This window comes from uncultured Albimonas sp. (genome assembly GCF_963977235.1).
Taxonomy (GTDB): domain Bacteria; phylum Pseudomonadota; class Alphaproteobacteria; order Rhodobacterales; family Rhodobacteraceae; genus Albimonas.
Genome location: NZ_CAXBOD010000010.1, coordinates 83,250 through 102,439, shown reverse-complemented (window position 1 = coordinate 102,439; position 19,190 = coordinate 83,250). Strand labels below are relative to the sequence as shown.

General features: G+C 73.1%; 20 protein-coding genes. 5 read left to right on the top strand and 15 right to left on the bottom strand.

What is annotated here, in order from left to right; translation table 11 throughout:
- Nucleotides 1-86 precede the first annotated feature (86 nt).
- From argC to rplM, 4 genes are all read right to left on the bottom strand, one after another.
- Entirely contained in the window at nucleotides 87-1,118 is a 1,032-nt protein-coding gene (argC, locus tag AAC134_RS08155; protein WP_339948579.1) for an N-acetyl-gamma-glutamyl-phosphate reductase, read from the bottom strand.
- A 70-nt stretch (nucleotides 1,119-1,188) separates the two neighbouring features.
- A complete protein-coding gene (locus tag AAC134_RS08150) occupies nucleotides 1,189-2,058 on the bottom strand; it encodes a lysophospholipid acyltransferase family protein (RefSeq protein WP_339948578.1) in 870 nt (289 codons plus the stop codon).
- A gap of 159 nt (nucleotides 2,059-2,217) precedes the next feature.
- Complete coding sequence (gene rpsI, locus AAC134_RS08145; RefSeq protein ID WP_339948577.1) at nucleotides 2,218-2,712, bottom strand: 30S ribosomal protein S9; 495 nt, start codon at nucleotides 2,710-2,712, stop codon at nucleotides 2,218-2,220.
- 2 nt (nucleotides 2,713-2,714) lie between these two features.
- Nucleotides 2,715-3,179: a 50S ribosomal protein L13 gene (rplM, locus tag AAC134_RS08140; RefSeq protein ID WP_339948576.1), complete on the bottom strand. Its 465-nt coding sequence runs from the start codon at nucleotides 3,177-3,179 to the stop codon at nucleotides 2,715-2,717.
- 603 nt (nucleotides 3,180-3,782) lie between these two features.
- Here rplM and AAC134_RS08135 point away from each other — a divergent pair.
- Nucleotides 3,783-4,727, top strand: a complete 945-nt coding sequence (locus AAC134_RS08135) for a LytTR family DNA-binding domain-containing protein (RefSeq protein WP_339948575.1) — start codon at nucleotides 3,783-3,785, stop codon at nucleotides 4,725-4,727.
- On the opposite strand, the gene AAC134_RS08130 is transcribed toward AAC134_RS08135, so the two are convergent.
- Nucleotides 4,703-5,122, bottom strand: coding sequence for a PaaI family thioesterase (locus AAC134_RS08130; protein ID WP_339948574.1), 420 nt, complete (start codon nucleotides 5,120-5,122; stop codon nucleotides 4,703-4,705). The genes AAC134_RS08135 and AAC134_RS08130 overlap by 25 nt on opposite strands.
- A gap of 141 nt (nucleotides 5,123-5,263) precedes the next feature.
- On the opposite strand from AAC134_RS08130, the gene AAC134_RS08125 reads away from it, so the two are divergent.
- Nucleotides 5,264-6,091, top strand: coding sequence for an enoyl-CoA hydratase (locus AAC134_RS08125; protein ID WP_339948573.1), 828 nt, complete (start codon nucleotides 5,264-5,266; stop codon nucleotides 6,089-6,091).
- Nucleotides 6,092-6,760: 669 nt separating this feature from the next.
- Here the strand turns inward: AAC134_RS08125 and AAC134_RS08120 are convergent.
- The 3 genes from AAC134_RS08120 to AAC134_RS08110 all read right to left on the bottom strand — a co-directional run bounded on the left by AAC134_RS08120 (nucleotide 6,761) and on the right by AAC134_RS08110 (nucleotide 9,868).
- Nucleotides 6,761-7,255, bottom strand: coding sequence for a response regulator (locus tag AAC134_RS08120; RefSeq protein WP_339948572.1), 495 nt, complete (start codon nucleotides 7,253-7,255; stop codon nucleotides 6,761-6,763).
- Between the two features lie 133 nt (nucleotides 7,256-7,388).
- The gene (locus AAC134_RS08115; RefSeq protein WP_339948571.1) at nucleotides 7,389-7,850 is read right to left on the bottom strand and encodes a response regulator; all 462 of its coding nucleotides are present in this window, start codon (nucleotides 7,848-7,850) and stop codon (nucleotides 7,389-7,391) included.
- A complete protein-coding gene (locus tag AAC134_RS08110; protein WP_339948570.1) occupies nucleotides 7,847-9,868 on the bottom strand; it encodes an ATP-binding protein in 2,022 nt (673 codons plus the stop codon). Before AAC134_RS08110 ends, AAC134_RS08115 begins: the two co-directional genes overlap by 4 nt.
- Nucleotides 9,869-10,067: 199 nt before the next feature.
- On the opposite strand from AAC134_RS08110, the gene AAC134_RS08105 reads away from it, so the two are divergent.
- The 3 genes from AAC134_RS08105 (at nucleotide 10,068) to AAC134_RS08095 (ending at nucleotide 13,098) form a co-directional block, all read left to right on the top strand.
- Nucleotides 10,068-11,348, top strand: coding sequence for a multidrug effflux MFS transporter (locus tag AAC134_RS08105; RefSeq protein WP_339948569.1), 1,281 nt, complete (start codon nucleotides 10,068-10,070; stop codon nucleotides 11,346-11,348).
- Nucleotides 11,349-11,610: 262 nt separating this feature from the next.
- Nucleotides 11,611-12,408, top strand: coding sequence for a DUF502 domain-containing protein (locus AAC134_RS08100; protein ID WP_339948568.1), 798 nt, complete (start codon nucleotides 11,611-11,613; stop codon nucleotides 12,406-12,408).
- A 60-nt stretch (nucleotides 12,409-12,468) separates the two neighbouring features.
- Complete coding sequence (locus AAC134_RS08095; RefSeq protein ID WP_339948567.1) at nucleotides 12,469-13,098, top strand: LysE/ArgO family amino acid transporter; 630 nt, start codon at nucleotides 12,469-12,471, stop codon at nucleotides 13,096-13,098.
- 5 nt (nucleotides 13,099-13,103) lie between these two features.
- On the opposite strand, the gene AAC134_RS08090 is transcribed toward AAC134_RS08095, so the two are convergent.
- The 7 genes from AAC134_RS08090 to AAC134_RS08060 all read right to left on the bottom strand — a co-directional run bounded on the left by AAC134_RS08090 (nucleotide 13,104) and on the right by AAC134_RS08060 (nucleotide 19,190).
- On the bottom strand, nucleotides 13,104-13,343 hold the full coding sequence (locus AAC134_RS08090; RefSeq protein WP_339948566.1) for a DUF2798 domain-containing protein: 240 nt from the start codon (nucleotides 13,341-13,343) through the stop codon (nucleotides 13,104-13,106).
- 84 nt (nucleotides 13,344-13,427) lie between these two features.
- The gene (locus AAC134_RS08085; protein ID WP_339948565.1) at nucleotides 13,428-14,927 is read right to left on the bottom strand and encodes a tryptophan halogenase family protein; all 1,500 of its coding nucleotides are present in this window, start codon (nucleotides 14,925-14,927) and stop codon (nucleotides 13,428-13,430) included.
- 38 nt (nucleotides 14,928-14,965) lie between these two features.
- Nucleotides 14,966-15,760, bottom strand: coding sequence for a SapC family protein (locus AAC134_RS08080; protein WP_339948564.1), 795 nt, complete (start codon nucleotides 15,758-15,760; stop codon nucleotides 14,966-14,968).
- Nucleotides 15,761-15,810: 50 nt separating this feature from the next.
- Entirely contained in the window at nucleotides 15,811-16,758 is a 948-nt protein-coding gene (locus tag AAC134_RS08075) for a radical SAM protein (RefSeq protein WP_339948563.1), read from the bottom strand.
- Complete coding sequence (locus AAC134_RS08070) at nucleotides 16,745-17,623, bottom strand: hypothetical protein (protein ID WP_339948562.1); 879 nt, start codon at nucleotides 17,621-17,623, stop codon at nucleotides 16,745-16,747. Before AAC134_RS08070 ends, AAC134_RS08075 begins: the two co-directional genes overlap by 14 nt.
- The gene (locus AAC134_RS08065; protein ID WP_339948561.1) at nucleotides 17,620-18,369 is read right to left on the bottom strand and encodes a hypothetical protein; all 750 of its coding nucleotides are present in this window, start codon (nucleotides 18,367-18,369) and stop codon (nucleotides 17,620-17,622) included. Before AAC134_RS08065 ends, AAC134_RS08070 begins: the two co-directional genes overlap by 4 nt.
- Nucleotides 18,370-18,374: 5 nt before the next feature.
- A complete protein-coding gene (locus tag AAC134_RS08060; protein ID WP_339948560.1) occupies nucleotides 18,375-19,190 on the bottom strand; it encodes an efflux RND transporter periplasmic adaptor subunit in 816 nt (271 codons plus the stop codon).

The following is a 19,190-nucleotide window of genomic DNA, read 5'->3' as shown; positions in this document are numbered from 1 at the left end:
CCCGCCTGGCCCGGACGCGAACGGCCGGCGCTCCTCTCGGGGCGCCGGCCGTCGATGCGCGGATCCCGGCGGGCCGGGCGCAGCGGTCAGGGGAACATGGGCGCGAGCTCGAGGCCCGCCGTCTCGGGCTGGCCGAGCATCAGGTTGGCGCATTGCACCGCCTGCCCCGACGCGCCCTTCACCAGGTTGTCGATCGCCGAGACGATCACCGCCCGCCCCTTCCGCCGATCCTTCGTCACCCCGATCCGGCAGAGGTTCGAGCCGGTCACATGCTGGGTCAGCGGCGCCGAGCCCATCGGCAGGACCTGCACGAAGGGCTCATCGGCATAGCGCGCCTCGAGCGCCGCCTGGATCGCGTCCGCATCGCCCTTCACGTAGATCGTGCCCAGGATGCCGCGGTTCATCGGCAGCAGGTGGGGCGTGAAGCTGACCGTCACCTCGCGGCCGGCGGCGCGGGTCAGTTCCTGGTCGAACTCGGAGGTGTGGCGGTGCGTGCCGCCCAGACCATAGGCCTTGGCGCCCGCCGTGACCTCGGAAAACAGCTTCCACTCGGCCGAGCTGCGCCCCGCCCCGGTGATCCCGGTCTTGGAGTCGATCACGATCTCCTCGAGGTCGATCAGCCCCTTCTCGACCAGCGGCACCAGCGGCAGCAGGCCGTTGACCACGAAACAGCCGGTGCCGGCGCACAGGCGCGTGGCGCGGATCTCATCGCGGTAGAACTCGGGCAGGCCGTAGACGGCCTCGGCCTGCAGGTCGAGCGCATGGTGCTCGTGCCCATACCACTGCTCATAGACCTTGGGGTCGCGCAGCCGGAAGTCGGCCGAGAGGTCCACCACCTTCAGGTCCCGCGGCAGACCGCCGATCACCGCCTGGGCGGTGGCGTGGGGCAGACCGCAGAAGGCGAGGTCGATCTGGCTGAAGTCGATCTCCTCGGTCTTCACCACCGTCGGCAGGTCGAGATGGGACAGGTGCGGATAGATCTCGGCCAGCGGCTTCCCGGCGTTCCGGTCGGCGGCCAGCGCGGCGATTCGCATGCCCGGATGCGTCGTGACGAGGCGCACGAGCTCGGCGCCCGTGTAGCCGCTGGCCCCGATGATCGCGATGCGCGCCTTGTCCATGGTCCCGTCTCCGTCGCAGGAATTGCCGGGCGGGCCTTACACCCGGCAGGCCCTGCACGCAACGCGGCGCTCAGCTCCGCGGGGCGTCGAAGTCGAACCCGTAGCCGATATCGGCAAGCCTCACGGGCGCCAGCGCATAGGTGGCGCGGCGCAGGTGATCCATCAACGCCGCGGCGTCGTTGCGGCGGCTGGCGATCTCCTCGGGGGGGACCGGCTCGCCGATGCGCACGCGCACCACGCCCCCGACCTGGCGGCGGAACTCGTTGATCAGCAGGCCCAGCCGCAGGGTGGCGTGCAGGTGAGAGGCGAGCTGGAACAGGCGCGAGTTCGCCCCCTCGAAATAGACCGGCGCCACCGCCGCCCCGCTGCGCGAGACGAGCCGCGCGGTGAAGGTGCGCCAGGCCGGATCCATCGGCCGCCCGAACGGCGCGCGCGAGGTCGAGATCGCGCCCCCGGGAAACACGCCCACCGCGCCCCCGTCCTCGAGATGCGCAAGCGCGCGGCGCCGCGTCTCCAGGTTCAGGCGCTGCGCCTCGCGGTCGCCGTCGAACGAGATCGGCAGGATCACCTCGTCCAGCTCTCGCGCCTTGCGGAACACATGGTTGGCCACGATCCGGAACCCGGGGCGGCGGGCCGACAGCACCCGGCCCATGATCAGCCCGTCGAGGATGCCGAACGGGTGGTTGGCGACCAGCACCAGCGGGCCCGTGGCGGGGATCCGCTCCAGCCCCGCCTCGCCCAGGTCGAGCGTCAGTCCGTAGCGGCGGACCATCACCTCCCAGAAGTCGGCCCCGGCGGCGACCTCGCGCTCGTAGTCGCGGGCCCGGCGGATCAGCGAGGGGCGGCCGGTGAGGTTTTCAAGGCTGCGGACCATCAGGCGGCCCGCCGGGGTGCGGACCCCGTGGGCATAGCTGATTTCGCGAACGACGGCGCCTTGCATGGCCGCATCTCCTGTCGCCGGCTCCCGCGGGGGCTTCTGCCGCTGCGGGCGCCGGGCGGCAAGGCGAAATCGCGCGCAAATGAAAACGCCCCGCGCCTGGGGCGCGGAGCGTGAGGTTCCGGCGATCGGTCCCGCGCGGCAGGCGCGCGGGAGGCCGTATCAGCGCTTGGAGAACTGGAAGGAGCGGCGGGCCTTGCGGCGGCCGTACTTCTTGCGCTCGACCACGCGGCTGTCGCGGGTCAGGAAGCCGGCGGCCTTCAGGGCCGGACGCAGGGACGGATCCCACAGCGTCAGGGCCTTGGAGATGCCGTGCTTCACGGCGCCCGCCTGGCCCGAAAGGCCGCCGCCCTTGACGGTGCACATCACGTCGAACTGGCCGTCCACTCCGGCCACGCCGAAGGGCTGCGCGATCACCATCTGCAGCACGGGGCGGGCGAAGTAGGCCGCAGCCTCCTTGCCGTTGACCGTGATCTTGCCGGTGCCGGGCTTCACCCACACGCGGGACACGGCGTCCTTGCGCTTGCCGGTCGCGTAGGAGCGGTTGAGCGCGTCGCGGATCGGCTCGCGCGGGATCGCGGGCTCGGCCGCGGGGGCGTCGCCCTCCAGGCTCAGCTCGGAGAGGTCGTCGAGGGTCTTCACGTCGTCGTCGGCCATCGTCAGGCGCTCCGGGTGTTCTTGGAGTTCAGGGCGGCCACGTCGATCGCCTCGGGGGTCTGGGCCTCATGCGGGTGCTCGGCGCCCGCATAGACGCGCAGGTTCGACAGCTGCTTGCGGGTCAGCGGACCGCCCGGCATCATGCGCTGCACGGCCTTCTCGACCACGCGCTCGGGGAACTTGCCCTCGAGGATCTGGCCGGCGGTGCGGGACTTGATGCCGCCCGGGTAGCCGGTGTGCCAGTAGTAGGTCTTGTCAGCGCGCTTGCGGCCGGTCAGCTGGATCTTCTCGGCGTTGACCACGATCACGTTGTCGCCCATGTCCATGTGCGGCGTGAACGAGGGCTTGTGCTTGCCACGCAGGCGCATGGCGATCAGGGCGGCGAGGCGGCCCAGCACCAGCCCCTCGGCGTCGATCACGACCCACTTCTTGTCGATGTCGGCCGGCTTGGCGGAAAAGGTCTTCATCGGTTCGTCGTCTCTTTCATCTCCGGGCCCAGACGCTCCCGGAGGAACGGGGCGGCCGGCGGCGTCAGGGGCGAAGCTCGGAGCGTTCGCCGGACGGATGCGCGCCTTCTAAGCGATCCCGTGGCCGAGTCAACTGGCTTTGATCCGGACAGGCCGGAAATAGACCCATGTTTTCAAACTCTTCGCAATAAGGTATCCAGATACCCCATATTTCTGCACCCCCGCGCCCCGAAACCGCGACGCCGCGGAACGCCGACGCGTCCCGCCCGACGAGACACGGGGCCCCGAAGAGGCGAGCGAACAGCGCGAGACAGAGGGGCGAGGGGCGCGGGAGAAGGGCGCGATCGTCGAGCGACCGCGCGCGCCTTCTCCCGCTCGACCGCCGCACGAGCCGCCCGCCCCAGACAGGCGCCCGCGAGGGTCGAGGACGGCGCTTCCTGCGCGGCGTCGCCTCCCTGGCGAACGCCGGCGGCCGGCTCCCGTCCGCGCCGCGGCAGGACCAGGGGCCCGGCGACGACGCGCTGCGATGTGGACTCCGCGGTCTCCTCGCGGCAATCTGCGTTTCGCAAACCGCCCCGCCAATTCGCGAATGACGGTCCTTCCATGAGTGTTTTCAGTACGCTGCATCTTGCGCTTCGTGAACTGCAGGACCGGCTGCGATGCCGTCGGCTGTGGCTCGCCTTCGTCTCGGTGGTCGCGGTGTTCTGCATCGTGGCGCCGTTCGGGACGGCCGAGCGACTCTCTCCCCTCGGCCTGACGGCGTTCTGGATCCTGCTGCACACGGCCTGCTGGGGGCTGGGTATCCTCGGCGCGGCCCTGATCTCGGCGCTGCGGCCGCAGGCGGGACCCGCGGCGCTGCTGGCCGCGACTGTCGGCGCGACAGCCCTGCCGATCGCCGCGACCGTCGCGGGGCTGCGCGCGGTGTTCCTCGATTCGCCCTTCACGATGACGGCGGTGCTGGCGATCCTTCCGATCTCGGCGGCGCTGACGCTGATCCTGGCGATCAACGCCCGGGCGATGGCCATCCCGCTGGGCGACGCCGGCGGCCTGGGCCCGCGCGAGACGCCGCGCCCGACGCCCCCCGCCCCGCCCCGGCCTCCCGTCGAACCGCGCGTCGCCCGCCCCCCCGTCGCCCCGCCCGCCCTCACCCTGCCCGCCGGCGCCCTGCCCGCGCCCGCGGGGGCCCCGTCGCCACGCCTGCTGGAGCGGCTGTCGCCCGAGCGCCGCGGCGCCCTTCGGCGCCTGTCGATGCAGGACCACTATGTCGAGGTCGTCACCGACCGCGGGGCCGAACTGGTGCTCCTGCGACTGGGCGACGCCATCGCCGAATGCGCGCCGGTCGAGGGGATGCAGGTGCACCGCTCGCACTGGGTGGCGCGCAGGGCCGTGGCCGCCGTCTGGCGCGACGGCGACCGGGCGATGCTGCAGCTGACGGGCGGCGAGCGGATTCCGGTCAGCCGCGGACGGGTCCCGGCGCTGCGCGAGGCCGGCTGGCTGCCCGCCCCCCGCGACGCCCGGCCCGATCAGCCCGCGGGCGGGATCGAGTAGGTCAGCGTGGCGTGCGCCACCGGCCCCGAGACGCCGGGCGAGAAGATCGTGCAGTCCCCCACCACCAACGCCCGGCCCAGCTTCAGGATCCGCGCCTCGCAGACCAGGTCGCGCGGCTCGGGCTTGCGCATGAAGTTGATGCTGCACGAGGTGGTCACCGCCAGCGCCTGACGCCCGATCATCGCCAGCGTCACCGCGTAGAAGGCGCAGTCGGCCAGGCCGAACATCGTGGGCCCCGAGACGGTGCCGCCAGGCCGCAGGTCCTCGGGCGTGACCTTGCGGCGCACGCGGGCGAACATCGACGCGACCTCCTCGATGACGAACTTGCCCTCCATCTCCGGGAACACCTCGTCGAGATAGACGGCGAGCTCGGTCTCGGTCATCAGCGGCTGCATGCGGTTCCTCCCCTTCGGCGCTGAACGCTCTCGGGCGGGATTGATCGCGGGCGCGGGGGCCGGGGTCAAGCGCGGGGCTTGGGCGAGGCCCCTCGCGGCGCTATGGTCGCCCCGACCCAGACCAGCCCCGGGAGGCCCGCCATGACCGCGAACACCCAGAGCGTCGCCGACGCCCCGGCCGCCGAGGACCTCCTGCTGCGCGAGGACCTCGGCCCCGTGGCGCGCCTGACGCTGAACCAGCCCCGGAAGATCAACGCCCTCTCCGAGGCGATGCTGACCCGCCTGCAGACCGAGCTCGACCGGCTGGCGGGCGAGCCGCAGGTGAAGGCGGTGATCCTGCGCGGCGCCGGCAAGGCCTTCTGCGCGGGCCACGACCTGCGCGAGATGCAGGCCGCGCGGCAATCGCCCGACGGGGGCCGGGCCTGCTACACCGCCCTGTTCGCGCAGTGCGGGCGGATGATGACCGCGATCACCCGCCTGCCCCAGCCGGTGATCGCCGAGGTGCACGGCGTGGCCACGGCCGCGGGCTGCCAGCTGGTGGCGACCTGCGACATGGCGGTGGCCGCCGACACGACGCGCTTCGGGGTGAACGGCGTGAACATCGGCCTGTTCTGCTCGACGCCGATGGTGGCGCTGACGCGCAATGCGCCCGCCAAGCACGCCTTCGAGATGCTGACCACGGGCGAGTTCATCGACGCCGCCCGCGCTCGCGAGATCGGCCTCGTCAACCGCGTGGTCCCCGAGGGGTCGCAGTCCGACGCCGCGCTCGATCTGGCCCGCACGGTGGCCGCCAAGCTGGGCGTGGCGGTGCGCATCGGCAAGGAGGCGTTCTACGCCCAGGCCGGCATGAGCCTGGAGGCCGCCTACGCCTACACCGGCCGGGTGATGGCCGAGAACATGCTCCACCGCGACACGGCCGAGGGCGTGCAGGCGTTTCTCGAGAAGCGCGACCCCGACTGGAAGGCCTGAGGCGGAGCACGGGCGCAGCCGGCCAGCGGACGCTGAACCTGGGTTCCCTCAGCCGCCGGCATGGGCCTCGTCGACCGGAGACCGACGCGCGCCGCGTGCCGGGCCCCGGTCGCCTTCTGGCTCAGGGATACGGGCAGCCCTCGCGGGAATTCGAAGCGTCCTCTCCCACTGTTCAGGCCTATGCCGCGGGCGTTCCCCCGCGTGCGCGTCGCAGTCGGGATTCTGCGGCCTGGCCCGCCCATGCCGGCGCGCGGGGCAGCGGCGCCCGGCTCCTGAACGAGCGACGGCTGCCCGTTCGGCGCGGGCTCCAGATGAGATGCGAGGAGATCGCGCGCGGACCCTGCGGCGCACGCTCGGCCCGCCCTTCCGGGCTCGACCCATCGGTCGCGCCTTCCCGCGACGCCCTTGCGGCGCGCTTCCGGGCGGCGAGTGCCCGGTCGCTCGGTCGTTGGAGGGGAAGAACCAGGGAGACGGTCAATGGACACCGACGCTCGTCAAACGAGCGCGCGTTTCGCCGTCACGTCCTGGATGGCGAGGATCCGCGGCGCCGGGAGCGCCTGCGACCGCAGAGTGCGGTCGGCCGAGACGTTTTCCGGCGCATGGGTTGGATCTATGGACCCCGCGGCAGCTCGTCAGCGCCTCTCCCGAGCCCATATGCGCGCGGCCGGATCACCCGGCAGCGCGCATTCGGGCCCGGGGGGGGGCGTCCGGGAACGCCGTCTCGCGGTCCGCGGCGGCGTGGGAGCGCGTCGCTCCCTCGGCGGTCTGGACGCGGGGCGCGTCGGCCAGATCGAGGGCCCGGGCGCGCTTGCTTCGCAGATGGTCGGCGAAGGCGAGCATGTCGTTGAGGTCGGAGGTCTTGCGGAACACTGCGACGATGTTGGTGGACATCCCGAAGAGTTCCCCGTGAGGATAATCGGCCTGGCCGGTGACCACGATCACCGCCGCGCCGGGGGCGCGGATCGCCGCGCTCTGCGCCACGGTCAGGCCGGAGCCGTCCGGCAGGCCCAGGTCCGCGATCACCAGATCAAAGGGAATCAGGAGCATTTGCGCGAACGCAGCCTCGGCTGAGTTCACCGCCACGGCCTCGAATCCCAGGTCGGCAAGTTCAAGCCGCCAGAGTTCGGCCAGCTCGACATAGTCTTCGACGATCAGACACCGCATCGTTGTTCCCATCGGCCCGCTCTTCGCCTCGCACTCAGATTAGGTCCGCCTTGGTTGAGGAAAGGTTTCCTTGACGGCCAGGCCGGGCGCCCGCGGCGCCCGGTCGGTTCGGATTTTCGGAGAAACGTCCCGGTCAGACGCCCAGGGCGTCGTCCAGGATCGGCCCCGGGCGCAAGTTCGCCTGGGTCCAGTATCGCCGAACCTCAGCCAGCAAATCTTCGAGAGCGGCGAAATCCGCAGTCTTGCAGACATAGGAGTTGGCATGTCCGTCGAGCGCCCGGGCGACGTCCTGCCGGGCGCGAGAGGTGGTCAGGATCACCACGGGGATCCGTCGCGTCCGCGGGTCGGCTTTCAGCGCCGCCAGCGTCTGGAACCCGTCCATGCGCGGCATGTCGAGGTCGAGCAGCACCAGGTCCGGAAGGTGGACCGAGGGGTCGTCGCGCGACCGGGACAGACAGGCGAGCGCCATCTCCCCGTCAACGCAGCGCCGCACGTCGACGGGCGCGGTGGCGTCCTCGAGGATCTCCATGATCAGTTCGGCATGGTCCTCGTTGTCCTCCACGAGCAGGATGCGGAACGGGTCCTGGGAGGTCACGCGACGCTCCTTTCATGGGCGCCCCGCCCGCCAGCGGTCGTGGGGGACGGCTCATGCGGATCGGGGGAGGCGGGCGGCGACGGCTCGGCATGGTCGGCGCCGGCCGGCGCGGCGAAGGGGGGCGCGTCAAGCGCGACCGGCTCGCCCACGGGGGCGGCGACCGGATCGTCCTGGGGGGCGGCGAAGGCGAAGGGACGCGCCTCGAAGCTGCGGCCGGCGGCGGCGGCGCTGTCCTCGGCGTGCTCGGCAAGGGCCACATCGGGGCCGACCGGGAAGCCGATCCAGAAGGTCGCGCCGTGGCCGGGGCGGGAGTCGACGCCTACACGCCCCCCGTGCCGCTCGGCGATCTTGCGCACGGTCGCGAGTCCCAGGCCGGCGCCCTCCTCGGTCGAGCCCGCGCCAAGACCGCGGCGATAGAGGTCGAAGATCCGCTCGCGGTCCTTCGCGGCCACGCCCGGACCCTGGTCGCGCACGCCGATCTCGACCAGGCCGCCGCGGCTGCGCGAGATCACCTCGACCGTCATTCCCGGTTCGGGACAGCCGTAGCGCACGGCGTTCTCGACCAGATTCTGCAGGGCCTGGCGCAACAGCACCTCGTCGGCGCGGACCACCGGCAGGGGGCGCATCACGATCAGGCGCGCGCGCGCGCGCTCCAGCCGGCTGGAGAGCGCCTCGGCCACCGCGTCGGCGACGCGGTCGACCTCCACCCAGGCGAGACGCGCATCCCCCGCCCCGGCGCGGCCAAGGCGCAGGATCCCCTCGATCAGCTCGGACATCGCGTGGACGTTGCGCGAGATCCGCTCGGACGCGGAGCGCGCCTTCTCGGCGTCGCCCTGGTCGAGATGGCGGTCGAGACGGCGCGCAAAGCCGCCGATCGAGACCAGCGGGCTCTTGAGATCGTGGGAGACGACGTAAAGCAGCCGCTCCATGTCGCGGGAGCGGGATTCGAGCTCGGAGTTCTTGAAGGCCAGCGCCTCGGCAAGGCGCGCCTGTTCGGCGCCGAAGCGACGCGCCTCGGCCAGGCGGCCCGCGCGCTCGCGTTCGCGCACCTGCCAGAGCAGCGCGCCGCCCAGGAACATCGCCCCGCCCAGCACCGCGACCGAGCCAAACGCGATGCGCTCGCGGGTCCACCACGAGGGCGGGGGGCCGAACCAGCGGTCCTCGAGCTCGGCGAATCGGCCGCCGGCCTGCATCGCCTCGATCGCCTGGTCGAGGCGCTTCGCGAGGCCCGGCAGACGGCGGTCGACGGCGATCGCGACCGGCGTCACGCGCAGCCACGGCCCGACGCGCGCGAATCGACCCTGCTGGTCGAGCGCGAAGACCCCGCGGTCGAACGTCTCCTCGAGCAGCACCACCGCGTCGACCCCGCCGTCGGCGAGCGTCTCCATCAGGTAGCTGAAGCCGACGATCGAGAGCGGCGTGGCGCCCGGCAAAGCCTCGGCCAGTCTGCGGCCAAGACCGCCGGCCTGGTAGCCGACCCGGGCGCCCTCGAGGTCGCCCGCCTCTCGCGCCCCGGCCAGCCGTTCGGCGTTGCGGGCCGAGGCGAAGAGGCCGCTTCGCACCTCGACCAGCGGACGGGTGAAATCGATCATCTCGCGGCGCTCGTCGGAGACGCCCAACACCGCGAGCGCCTGCACCCGGCCGTCGCGCAGCGCCTGCAACGCGTCCCCCGGGCTGTCGAAGGCGCGGAACACCGGGCGCAGGCCGGCGTCGCGGGCGGCCTCGACAAACACCTCGGCGCCAAAGCCGCCGGGCACGTTGCCAGGGCTCGAGATCAGGTAGGGCGGCAGGGGAAACCAGCCCACCGCCACTTCGGCCACCAAGGGTTCGGCCTCGCTCTCGGGCCCGGACTGCCCGCTCGCCGGGCCGGACCAGGCCAGCGCGGCCAGCAGGACGAGCGCCAGCGCCCCAAGAAGGTCGCCGACGCAGGGCGCCCGGGGCCGGGCGGCGACCGCGCGGACCGAGCTCGCGCGCCCGGGACGGCCGTCCGCGGACCGGCAGTGAGGGGCGCGGGACATGACGGCTCCTTCCGGTTCGCCGGCGAGATCAGTCCGCCGACGGCGCAGGGTGGCGCCGGCGCCGTTAACAGCTGGTAAACGCCGCGCCAGACGGCGAGGCGCGGCCGCCTGCCGCGCCCGCGAGGCGGCCGAACACGCGCCCCCGGCAAAGCGACACATTCGATTGGACTTTCGCCGGGCGCCATTCTAAGCCATCCTTATGGCAACCGTGACGACCGACACACCCTCCCGGACCCGCAAGTGGTTCGACCGGCGGACGCCGCCGACGCTGTTCACGCTGGTGGCCATGGCCGGCATGGGCGCGCTGAGCATGAACATCTTCCTGCCCTCGATGCCGGGCATGGCGAAGGGGTTCGGGGTCGACTACTCGGTCATGCAGCTGGCGGTGTCGCTTTATCTGCTGGCGATGGCCGTGCTGCAGCTGGTGATCGGGCCGCTGTCGGACCGGCTGGGCCGGCGCCCGGTGCTGCTGGGCGGCCTCGCGATCTTCGCGCTCGCCACGATCGGCTGCCTGACGGCGGAAACGATCGAGGGCTTCATGGCCTACCGGATGCTGCAGACCACCTCCTCGGCCGGGCTGGTGCTGTCGCGGGCCATGGTGCGCGACATGTCCACCCAGGAGACCGCGGCCCAGATGATGGGCTATGTCGCCATGTGCATGGCGGTGGTGCCCATGGTCGGCCCGCTGATCGGGGGCCTGCTGGATCAGGCTTTCGGCTGGCACGCCAACTTCGTGGTGCTGCTGGTCGCCTCGCTGTCGGTCCTGGCCGTGTGCTGGGCGGATGCGGGCGAGACCAACATGAACCCCACCGCCTCCTTCGCCGAGCAGTTCCGGGCCTATCCCGAGCTGGTGCGCTCGCACCGCTTCTGGGGCTATGCGCTGGCCTGCGCCTGCGCCTCGGGGGCGTTCTTCGCGTTCCTGGGCGGCGCGCCCTACGTGGCGAGCGAGGTGCTGGGGCTGAGCCCGTCGAAACTGGGCGTCTACTTCATGTTCATGGCCGGGGGCTACATGGTCGGGAACTTCCTGACCACGCGGCTGGCCGCGCGGCTGGGCATCGACCGGATGATCGTGATCGGGGCGGTGCTGAACATCGTGGCGATGTCGGCCTCGGCGCTGATGTTCCTGGGCGGGGCGACGGACCCGCTGGCGCTGTTCGGGCCGACCTTCTTCGTGGGCATCGGCAGCGGCATGGCGATGCCCAACGCCATGGCCGGCCAGCTCTCGGTCCGCCCGCACCTGGCGGGCAGCGCCTCGGGCCTGGGCTCGACGCTGATGCTGGGCGGGGGGGCGCTGCTCTCGGCGGTGACCGGCTGGCTGCTCGAGGTGTTCGGCGGCGCGCTGCCGCTGCCGCTGGTGCTGGTGGCCACCGGCTTTGCGATGCTCGGCTCGATGGCCTTCGTCTATTCGGCGAACCGGCGGCGCGGGCCCCTGCCCGCGGGCGATCCGGCGGGCGGCGAGAGGCCGGGCGGACCGCTCTGAGCCGCGCCGGCGCGCGCGCGGGCCGCCCCCTGCGGCGAAGCGCGTGACTGCGATCGGACCGCGCGATATTGCGCCGCGGCGGGCGCGTGACTAGCTTCCTGCGGTCCCGCGCCACTTGGCGGCGGGACGCCCGTCCCGACCGCCCGCGCCGATCCGCGGCCCAGTTTCCGGGCCCGATCCCAGACCCAGAGGCGCGCCCACCCGACCGCAGCGGCCGCCCGACCGGCGCGCTCCGCCTCTCGCCCCCAGGAACTCCCGCACGATGGCCGTCTCGCCGCGACGCTCCCAATCCCGTTCGAGCCGCCGCGGGGTGTTCCAGCGCTGGCGCGCGAACTTCCTGACCGGGCTGGTGATCGTCGCGCCGGTGACGCTGACGCTTTACCTGGTGTGGACGGTGATCACCTTCGTGGACGACAAGATCGTCCCGCTGGTCCCCGCCCTCTACAACCCCTCGACCTGGATCGGGGTGGATGTGCCCGGCTTCGGACTGGTGGTGTTCCTGGTGTTCACCGCGGTGGTCGGCGCGCTGACCAAGAACCTGTTCGGCCGCCAGCTGGTGCTGCTGGCCGAGCGCTGGGTCGACCGGATGCCGATCGTGCGCTCGGTCTACAACGGCGTGAAGCAGATCATCGAGACGGTGCTGACCCAGAGCTCGGGCGCCTCGTTCAAGCAGGCCTGCCTGGTGGAGTATCCGCGCCGCGGCCTGTGGGCCATCGCCTTCATCTCGACCGAGACCCGCGGCGAGGTCCCCGAGCGGGTGGCCGCCTTCAACGGCCTCGCGGGCCCGGAGCCGGGGAGCATGGTCTCGGTGTTCCTGCCGACCACGCCGAACCCGACCTCGGGCTTCCTGCTGTTCGCGATGCGCGAGGACGTGGTGCTGCTCGACATGACCGTCGAGGAGGCCGCCAAGCTGGTGATCTCGGCGGGGCTGGTGGTGCCGCCCACGGCCGAGGAGCGGGCCGCGGGCCTCGCCCGACGCCAGCCCAACGGCAAGCCCCGCGCCGGGGCGCCGCGCACGGGCGCGACGGCCCGCCCCCCCGCCTCGGCCCGGCGCGACTGACGCCAGCCCCCCCGCTTCCCGACGCTGCGCGTCTCTCTGCTCCTTCGAAAGGATCCCGCCATGTTCGCCGCCGGCGCCTGGGCGGCCGGCGCGACCGGCTTCGCCACGGGCTTCTCGCTGATCCTCGCCATCGGAGCGCAGAACGCCTTCGTGCTCCGCCAGGGGCTGCGGGGGCGGCATGTGGGCTGGGTGTGCCTGACCTGCGCGGTCTCGGACGCGCTGCTGATTGCGACCGGCGTCGCGGGGTTTGGCGCGGCGGCGCAGCGGTGGCCGTGGCTCGGCCCGGCGATGGCGCTGGCGGGGGCGGCGTTCCTGGCGGTCTACGGCGCCCTGCGTCTGCGCGCGGCGCTGGGGCCGGCCGAGGCGCTGGCCGCCGGCGCGGGCGCCGATCTGGGCCTGCGCGCGGTGCTGCTGCAGACGCTGGCCTTCACCTGGCTGAACCCGCATGTCTACCTCGACACGCTGGCGCTGGTGGGCGCGGTGGGGGCGCCGTTCGCGGGGGCCGAGAAGCTCGCCTACGGGATCGGGGCGGGGGGCGCCTCGTTCGTGTTCTTCTTCGGGCTCGGCTACGGGGCGCGGCTGCTGGCGCCGGTGTTCGCGCGGCCCGCCGCCTGGCGGGCGCTCGACGCCGGCATCGCCGTGGTGATGTGGGCGATCGCGGCGCGGCTGACCCTGCACGCGCTGGGCTGAGGGGCTCAGTCCCCGGCCGGCCTGACCACCAGTCGCGCGACCAGCCTGCGGGTCAGCGGCGCCACGACCAGCACCGCGGGAAAGGCCACCGCCCAGGAGGTCAGCCACGCCCCCAGCCACAGGGCGGGAAAGCCCGCGTCCAGCGTCTCGGCGGCGCGCAGGGTGGCGATGCCCGAGACCATCAACGACATCAGTCCGCTGAGGATCAGGCCGAACAGGACGGAGGCGTAGCGGGCCGGGATCATCGAGGGCTCCTGCATGGGGGAGCGGCCACGCTACCGGCCCGCGGCGGCGGCGCCAGTGCGACCCGGCGCCCCTCTGCCACGGCGTCAGCGGGGCGCGAGGGCGTCCAGCAGCGCGTCATGGCCCGGCAGCTCGGCGGCCAGGCGCCGGGCCTGCGCCACCAGCTCGGGGTCGGGGCGCGGCGGCGGCCCGGCGGCCGGACCCAGCGTCCGGGGCCGCCAGCCCAGGCCGTGCAGGATGAACTCCCAGTTGCGATGATTGAACGCCTGCAGGGAATTGGGGAAGTCCGCGGCGACGGGAGGGCGGGATTCCCACAGCTCCAGCAGGTGGGCCACGCGATCGGTGCGCCGCGCGGGATCGGCCGCGTCGCGCCAGAACGGCGTGTCGCGCCGGGGCGAGGCGGCGTAGTGCACGGACACGAAATCCACGACCTCATCGTGGGCCGCGACAAGGTGGGCGGAGTAGGCGCGCGCCAGCGCCGGGTTGGGGCCCGCGAGCGGGGCGTTCTCGGCCAGCAGCCCCGCGGCGAGGTCGGCGAGATGCAGGCCGGTCGACTCCAGCGGCTCGACGAAGCCCGCGGCGAGGCCCACGGCCACGACATTGGCCTGCCAGGGCTGCGCGAGGCGCCCGACCTGGAAGACGAGGCGCCGGGCCTCGCCGGCCCCGGGGCTCTCGGCGCGCAGGACGTCCTCGGCGGCGGCGGGGGAGAGATGGGCGCTGGAATGCACATAGCCCCGGCCGCGGCGGGCGCGGAGCGGGATGTCCCAGGTCCAGCCGGCTTCGCGCGCGGCGGCGAGCGTGAAGGGCCGCGTGGGACCGGGCGCGCAGGGCGCGCGCAGGGCCACGGCGGCGTCGCAGATCAGGTGGCGCGACTGGTCGACAAAGCCCCCCTGCCCGATCAGCAGCCGCCGAAAGCCGGTCGCGTCGACGAAGAGGTCCGCGGCGAAGCGGCGCCCGTCCGCGGCCCGGACCTCGCCCAGCGGCTGGCCCATGGCGCGCGCGGGCGCCTCGAGATGGGCCGCGACGCGCACCACGCCGCGGGCGGTGGCGCGCGCGGCCAGCAGCTCGGCGAAGGCCTCGGCGTCCATGTGATAGGCGTAGGGAAGGGGGCCGGCGTAGTCGGGATCCTCCGCCCGCCGCGGCCCGCGAAAGGCGGCGGCAAGCGCGGGCTGCGGGGTCACCAGATCGGCGAAGGGCGTTCGCCCGTCCGAGCGCAGGAAGCGCGCGCCAGCCTGCTCGGCCGCGTCGCCGGGGCGGGTGTGGAACGGGTGGGCGAAGCCGGAGCCGGGGCCGCCCCAGCCGGCGAAGACGATCGCCTGCTTGAAGGTCGCCTCGGTCGCGGCGAGGAACTCGGCCTCCGAAATCCGCAGGCGGCGCAGGGCCTTGCGGATCGTGGGCAGCGTCGCCTCGCCGACCCCGATGCGGGGCGTGTCGGGGGATTCGACCACCGTGATCGCCGCCGCGCGCGCGCCTTCGCGATTCAGCGCCGCGTCGAGCGTCGCCGCCGCCAGCCACCCCGCAGAGCCGCCCCCCGCCACCAGGACGCGGAGCGGCGCCCCCGGGCCCGGGCCCGGGCCCGCGCTCACCACGGGGGCCCGGACGCTGGCATGCTCAAGCCCCCCGCTCAGCCCTCTGCGGGGGCCGGCTCCTCGACCGGGGCGGTCGCGGGCGCGGCAGGCGCCGCGGCAAGACGCTGGGCCATCGGGGTGATGTTGGCCAGCGAGTGCAGATGCGCGTGGATCAGCTCCAGCTCGTCGGACCGCGCGAGCTGCAGCAGCGTCTCGTCGGGCAGCTTCCTGAGCCGCTCGCGGTCCACCGTCATGAACCCCGAGAGCGAGGGCGTCTGCCCGTCGGCCAGGCGGAACTGGGCGGTGGCCGGCTGCAGAAGCTCGAGGTCGCGCAGCTTGGCGCAGAAGCGGCCGGTGGCGGTGAACTGCGTCTGGTACTGGGTCGCGAAGTCCAGGATCGTCGAGAGATACTGGGTCCTGGCGCCCTCGGAGTCGAAGAGACGCTCGCCCCGCCCCTCCTGGTTGAGGCCCTCGAACTCCTCGTCGATGCACAGCGAGAAGGTCTTGCCGTCCTCCGAGCGCGAGAACACGAACGGGTAGCGGCGCAGGAAGGCGGGGATGTAGCGCCCCCCCCAGGCGCCGTCGGCGCCCACGAAGCTGTTCTCCTCTCCGCGCACGCCCAGCAGGGCCGAGGGCATGATCGCGTCGCCCTCGCCCGCGAAGACGATGGCGTATTCCAGGCTGGCGGGCAGGAACTCGGCCGCCACAAGGGGGGCCGCGTTGATCCCGCGGGCGAAGGCGTAGGACCGCCCCGCCGCCACCGACCAGTCGCGGTGACGCTGCGCCGAGACGCTGACCGCCCGTTCGTAGATGAGAAGCTGCTTGGCCATGAGGTCCGGCCTTTCGTTCATGTTTCGTTTACGCGTTCGCCGGAGCCCCCCCGGCGTCTGACCGTCCCACGCTACGGGGTCGGTTTCCCTAGTGGCAAGAGCCAATCCCCCTCCCAGCCGAAGCGCTCGACATAGGCGGCGTTCAGGCCAAGGCATTGATCCGACGCGCAGGTCGCGCGGTGGACGCACTGGTGGAAGCCGTTGCGCTCGAACTCCGTCCAGAAGGCGGGATCGATCAGCAGCAGCGGCTGGTCGTTGACCAACGCGTCCCCCAGCCCCTCGGCGACGAGCAGGCAGTGCGGGAAGTTTTTCACCTCGACAAAGCGGCCCAGCGCGCGGGCCCGGCGGATCGCGGGGGCGAGGTCGGGCAGGATCGCCGCGTGCGGGGCGCACAGGCCCTTCTCGTCGGTCTCCGACATCGGCCAGTAGACCCAGAACTCCATCTGGATCAGGCGCTTGAGGTGCGCCAGCGCCTCCACCAGGTCGCCCAGCAGCGGGTGTGACAGGCGGGTGACCACGGTGTTGGTGAACAGCCGCGCGCGGGGGTCGGCGTCGAGGATCTCGAGCCCGCGCAACATCTTGTCCCAGGCGCCGGGGACGGCGGTGATCCGGTCGTGGCTCTCGGCGTCGGCGCCCGCGACCGAGACGAAGAACTCGTCCACGCCCGCGTCCAGCAGGCGGGCGCCGAAGTCGGGCCGCGCGAGCGCCATGCCGTGGGTCTGGATGCGCACATGCGCGAACCCCGCGGCGCGGGCGCGACGGGCAAGATCGGGGAGATCGCGCCGCAGCGTGATCTCGGAGCCGGTCAGGATCAGCCCCTTCCAGCGGCGGTTGCGGCGCTGCTCGTCGAGCACCGCCTGGAACTCGCTGTCGGGCTGGGGGGTCAGGCGGTCCATCGTCCCCTCGATCATGCAGTGAACGCACGCGAGGTTGCAGCGGAACTCCATGGTCAGCGAGACGTAGTCGGCGTGATCGCGCAGCGACAGGCGCGGCTGGGCCGGGGCGTCAGAGAAGGCCATAGACGCTCCCCTTGGCGACGTGGACGGCGCCCTCCGCGACGCGGTGGTCGTAGCCGGCATCGAACAGGTGGTGCGAAAGGGCGGGCAGATGCGCCTGCGTCCACTCGATCAGCGGCGCGGGGAAGCCTGCGCGGCGCAGGAAGATCAGCATCGCGCCCGCCTCGATGCGCGAGAAATAGATCCCGTCGAACAGCCGCTTCTGGGCGACGACGAGGACGGCGGCGTTCATCTCGGGCCAGAACAGCGCCTCGGGCGCCACGCGGCGGGCGTCGAACCGGGGGCTGGCGAAGGCTTTCGCCCGCGCGTCCTCGGCCTGGGTGGCGGCGTCGTGGAACCAGTAGAGGTTGCGCAGCTCCAGCCCCTCCGGCCCCAGCCCGTGGCAGATCCCGGCCGAGAGACCGTCCGAGGGCAGCCCGGTGTAGAGGTCGAGCCGGTCGAGCGGGGCCCGGCGGCGGGCGATCGCCTCGTCGATCTCGAAGGAGAACATGAACCAAGGCGCGTCGTCGGCGGTGGGGGCGGTGACCTCGAGATGCGGACGCAGCGCGTCGAGGACCTGAGCCGAGGCGCACGCCCGCTCCCGCCGCGCGTAGTCATAGACGTAGAACTCCCACGACAGGCGCCCGTCCATGTGCTTGAGGCCCCAGACGGTGGCGAAGCGCCCCAGCCGCGCGCGGATCGCCTCGACGATGGGGGGCATCACGTCGCCGACCCCTGCGAGCGCAAAGGAGGCCGCGAGCAGCGCCTCGCTGCGCAGGGCCCCGGGGACGGGCGGGCGCGGGCGCGCATAGGGCCACAGGCAGAAATCGAGCGCCGGATCGCTGGGCTTGGCCCTGAGGGCCGGGGCGAGGGGGGCGTGCAGGGTCATCCCGGCCCGCCCCCGAAATAGATCGTGGCGAAGGGCGCGCCGGCGCGCGAGCGTCCGGCGGCGACATGGCCCAGCGGCTCGGCGCCGTGGGCGTCCAGCAACGCCTGCCCCCCCGGCGCGTCGAGGGCGCGATGCAGGGCAAGAAGCTCCGCCGCGGCGTCGGCCAGCGTCAGGCCGGCATCGTAGAGGTTGAGGTCCAGCGACAGGCGCGGCGAGGGCGGCTCGGCCACCTCCAGCGCGCGCGGGCCGCGGGCGGCGCGCGCGGCGAGGGCGCGGAGCGGGGCGTGGAGGGGCGCGGGCGCGAGGCGGTCCAGCAGGTCCTCCAGCCCCTCGTCGCGGCGGCAATAGGTGGCGAGCGCGGGCGGGGCGGCCCCATCCAGGCGCCACTTGGCGGCGAGGAACACCAGGTCGGCGCGCCGCGGCGGCGGGACCGCGAACTCGAGGTAGAGCTTCGCGGTGGCCGGCGGCTCGGCGCCGAAATGCAGGTGGGCGGCGGCGCCCGCGTAGGGGAGCAGGGGGGCGACGGCGGTCTCGGGCGCCCCCATGGCGTGCGCGGCGGCGAGGAGATCGGCGCGCGGATCCGCCCCCAGCGCGACGGAGAACAGCGCGCGGCCGCCCCGCGCCTCGCCCGCCTCCAGCTTCACGGAGCGTTCGGCCCCGAACGAAACGCCCAGCCCCGTCACGACCCCGCGCAGCCGCGCCGCGAGGTCGGGTCCGGGGGCGAGCGTATGGGCGGCGGTCAGCATGGCGCTCAGTTCGACGGCGGGCGGGCGAAGACCACCTTGCAGCGGTGTCCGCCGGGCAAGGCGCCCTCGGGGTTCGGCAGCTCCAGCCGCACGCCGAAGGTGCCCGAGGCCGCGTCGAACACCCGGTCGATCACCCTTACGGTGGCGGCATGGGCGCCCTCGACCGGGGGCGCGGGCAGGACCGTCGCCTCGTCGCCGACGGCGATCGAGCCATAAAGCTCGACCGGCAGGAACGCCTCGACATGGAGGGGGTCGAGCTTGACCACCACCGCCACGTGGCTCTCCTGGTGCATGTATTCGCCGGGGGAGAGGGTGCGCTCCTGCACGATGCCCTCGATGGGGCTGCGGATCTCGCGCAGCTTCACGGCGGCCTCGGCGCGGGCCAGCTCCTGGGCGGCGATGGCCTGTTCGGTCTCGACCTCGCGCAGGATCGAGCGGGCCTCGATGGCCGCGCTCTCGATCTCGTCCAGGGTCTCCTGGGTGGCGACGCCGCGGGCGAACAGCTCGCGCACGCGCTGCTGACGGCTTTCGATGAAGTCGACCCGCGCGGTCTGGGCCTCGATCGCGGCGGTCGAGGCGACGCGGGTGCGCAGCAGGTCGCGGGTCGCCCGCTCGAGCGTGGCGTCGAGGCGGGCGACGAGCTGGCCGGCGGCGACCTGATCGCCGCGCGCGACGGTGACCTCGGCCAGCAGTCCCGGCACGGCGGAGGCGAGCGCGATGACCACCGGCGGGTCGATGACGCAGTCGTGCCGCTCGCCCTCCTGCGCCGCGCCGGGCGCGGCGAGGAGGCAGGCCAGAACCGCTGCGAGACCCTGTTTCAT

What these genes read in the sequence shown, in the direction of transcription:
- AAC134_RS08075 (WP_339948563.1), bottom strand. Translation starts at nt 16,758, where the DNA reads ATGGCCTTCTCTGACGCCCCGGCCCAGCCGCGCCTGTCGCTGCGCGAT.
- AAC134_RS08095 (WP_339948567.1), top strand. Translation starts at nt 12,469, where the DNA reads ATGTTCGCCGCCGGCGCCTGGGCGGCCGGCGCGACCGGCTTCGCCACG.
- AAC134_RS08060 (WP_339948560.1), bottom strand. Translation starts at nt 19,190, where the DNA reads ATGAAACAGGGTCTCGCAGCGGTTCTGGCCTGCCTCCTCGCCGCGCCC.
- AAC134_RS08080 (WP_339948564.1), bottom strand. Translation starts at nt 15,760, where the DNA reads ATGAACGAAAGGCCGGACCTCATGGCCAAGCAGCTTCTCATCTACGAA.
- AAC134_RS08100 (WP_339948568.1), top strand. Translation starts at nt 11,611, where the DNA reads ATGGCCGTCTCGCCGCGACGCTCCCAATCCCGTTCGAGCCGCCGCGGG.
- AAC134_RS08110 (WP_339948570.1), bottom strand. Translation starts at nt 9,868, where the DNA reads ATGTCCCGCGCCCCTCACTGCCGGTCCGCGGACGGCCGTCCCGGGCGC.
- AAC134_RS08150 (WP_339948578.1), bottom strand. Translation starts at nt 2,058, where the DNA reads ATGCAAGGCGCCGTCGTTCGCGAAATCAGCTATGCCCACGGGGTCCGC.
- AAC134_RS08125 (WP_339948573.1), top strand. Translation starts at nt 5,264, where the DNA reads ATGACCGCGAACACCCAGAGCGTCGCCGACGCCCCGGCCGCCGAGGAC.
- rplM (WP_339948576.1), bottom strand. Translation starts at nt 3,179, where the DNA reads ATGAAGACCTTTTCCGCCAAGCCGGCCGACATCGACAAGAAGTGGGTC.
- argC (WP_339948579.1), bottom strand. Translation starts at nt 1,118, where the DNA reads ATGGACAAGGCGCGCATCGCGATCATCGGGGCCAGCGGCTACACGGGC.
- AAC134_RS08130 (WP_339948574.1), bottom strand. Translation starts at nt 5,122, where the DNA reads ATGCAGCCGCTGATGACCGAGACCGAGCTCGCCGTCTATCTCGACGAG.
- AAC134_RS08135 (WP_339948575.1), top strand. Translation starts at nt 3,783, where the DNA reads ATGAGTGTTTTCAGTACGCTGCATCTTGCGCTTCGTGAACTGCAGGAC.
- AAC134_RS08090 (WP_339948566.1), bottom strand. Translation starts at nt 13,343, where the DNA reads ATGATCCCGGCCCGCTACGCCTCCGTCCTGTTCGGCCTGATCCTCAGC.
- AAC134_RS08105 (WP_339948569.1), top strand. Translation starts at nt 10,068, where the DNA reads ATGGCAACCGTGACGACCGACACACCCTCCCGGACCCGCAAGTGGTTC.
- rpsI (WP_339948577.1), bottom strand. Translation starts at nt 2,712, where the DNA reads ATGGCCGACGACGACGTGAAGACCCTCGACGACCTCTCCGAGCTGAGC.
- AAC134_RS08065 (WP_339948561.1), bottom strand. Translation starts at nt 18,369, where the DNA reads ATGCTGACCGCCGCCCATACGCTCGCCCCCGGACCCGACCTCGCGGCG.
- AAC134_RS08120 (WP_339948572.1), bottom strand. Translation starts at nt 7,255, where the DNA reads ATGCGGTGTCTGATCGTCGAAGACTATGTCGAGCTGGCCGAACTCTGG.
- AAC134_RS08070 (WP_339948562.1), bottom strand. Translation starts at nt 17,623, where the DNA reads ATGACCCTGCACGCCCCCCTCGCCCCGGCCCTCAGGGCCAAGCCCAGC.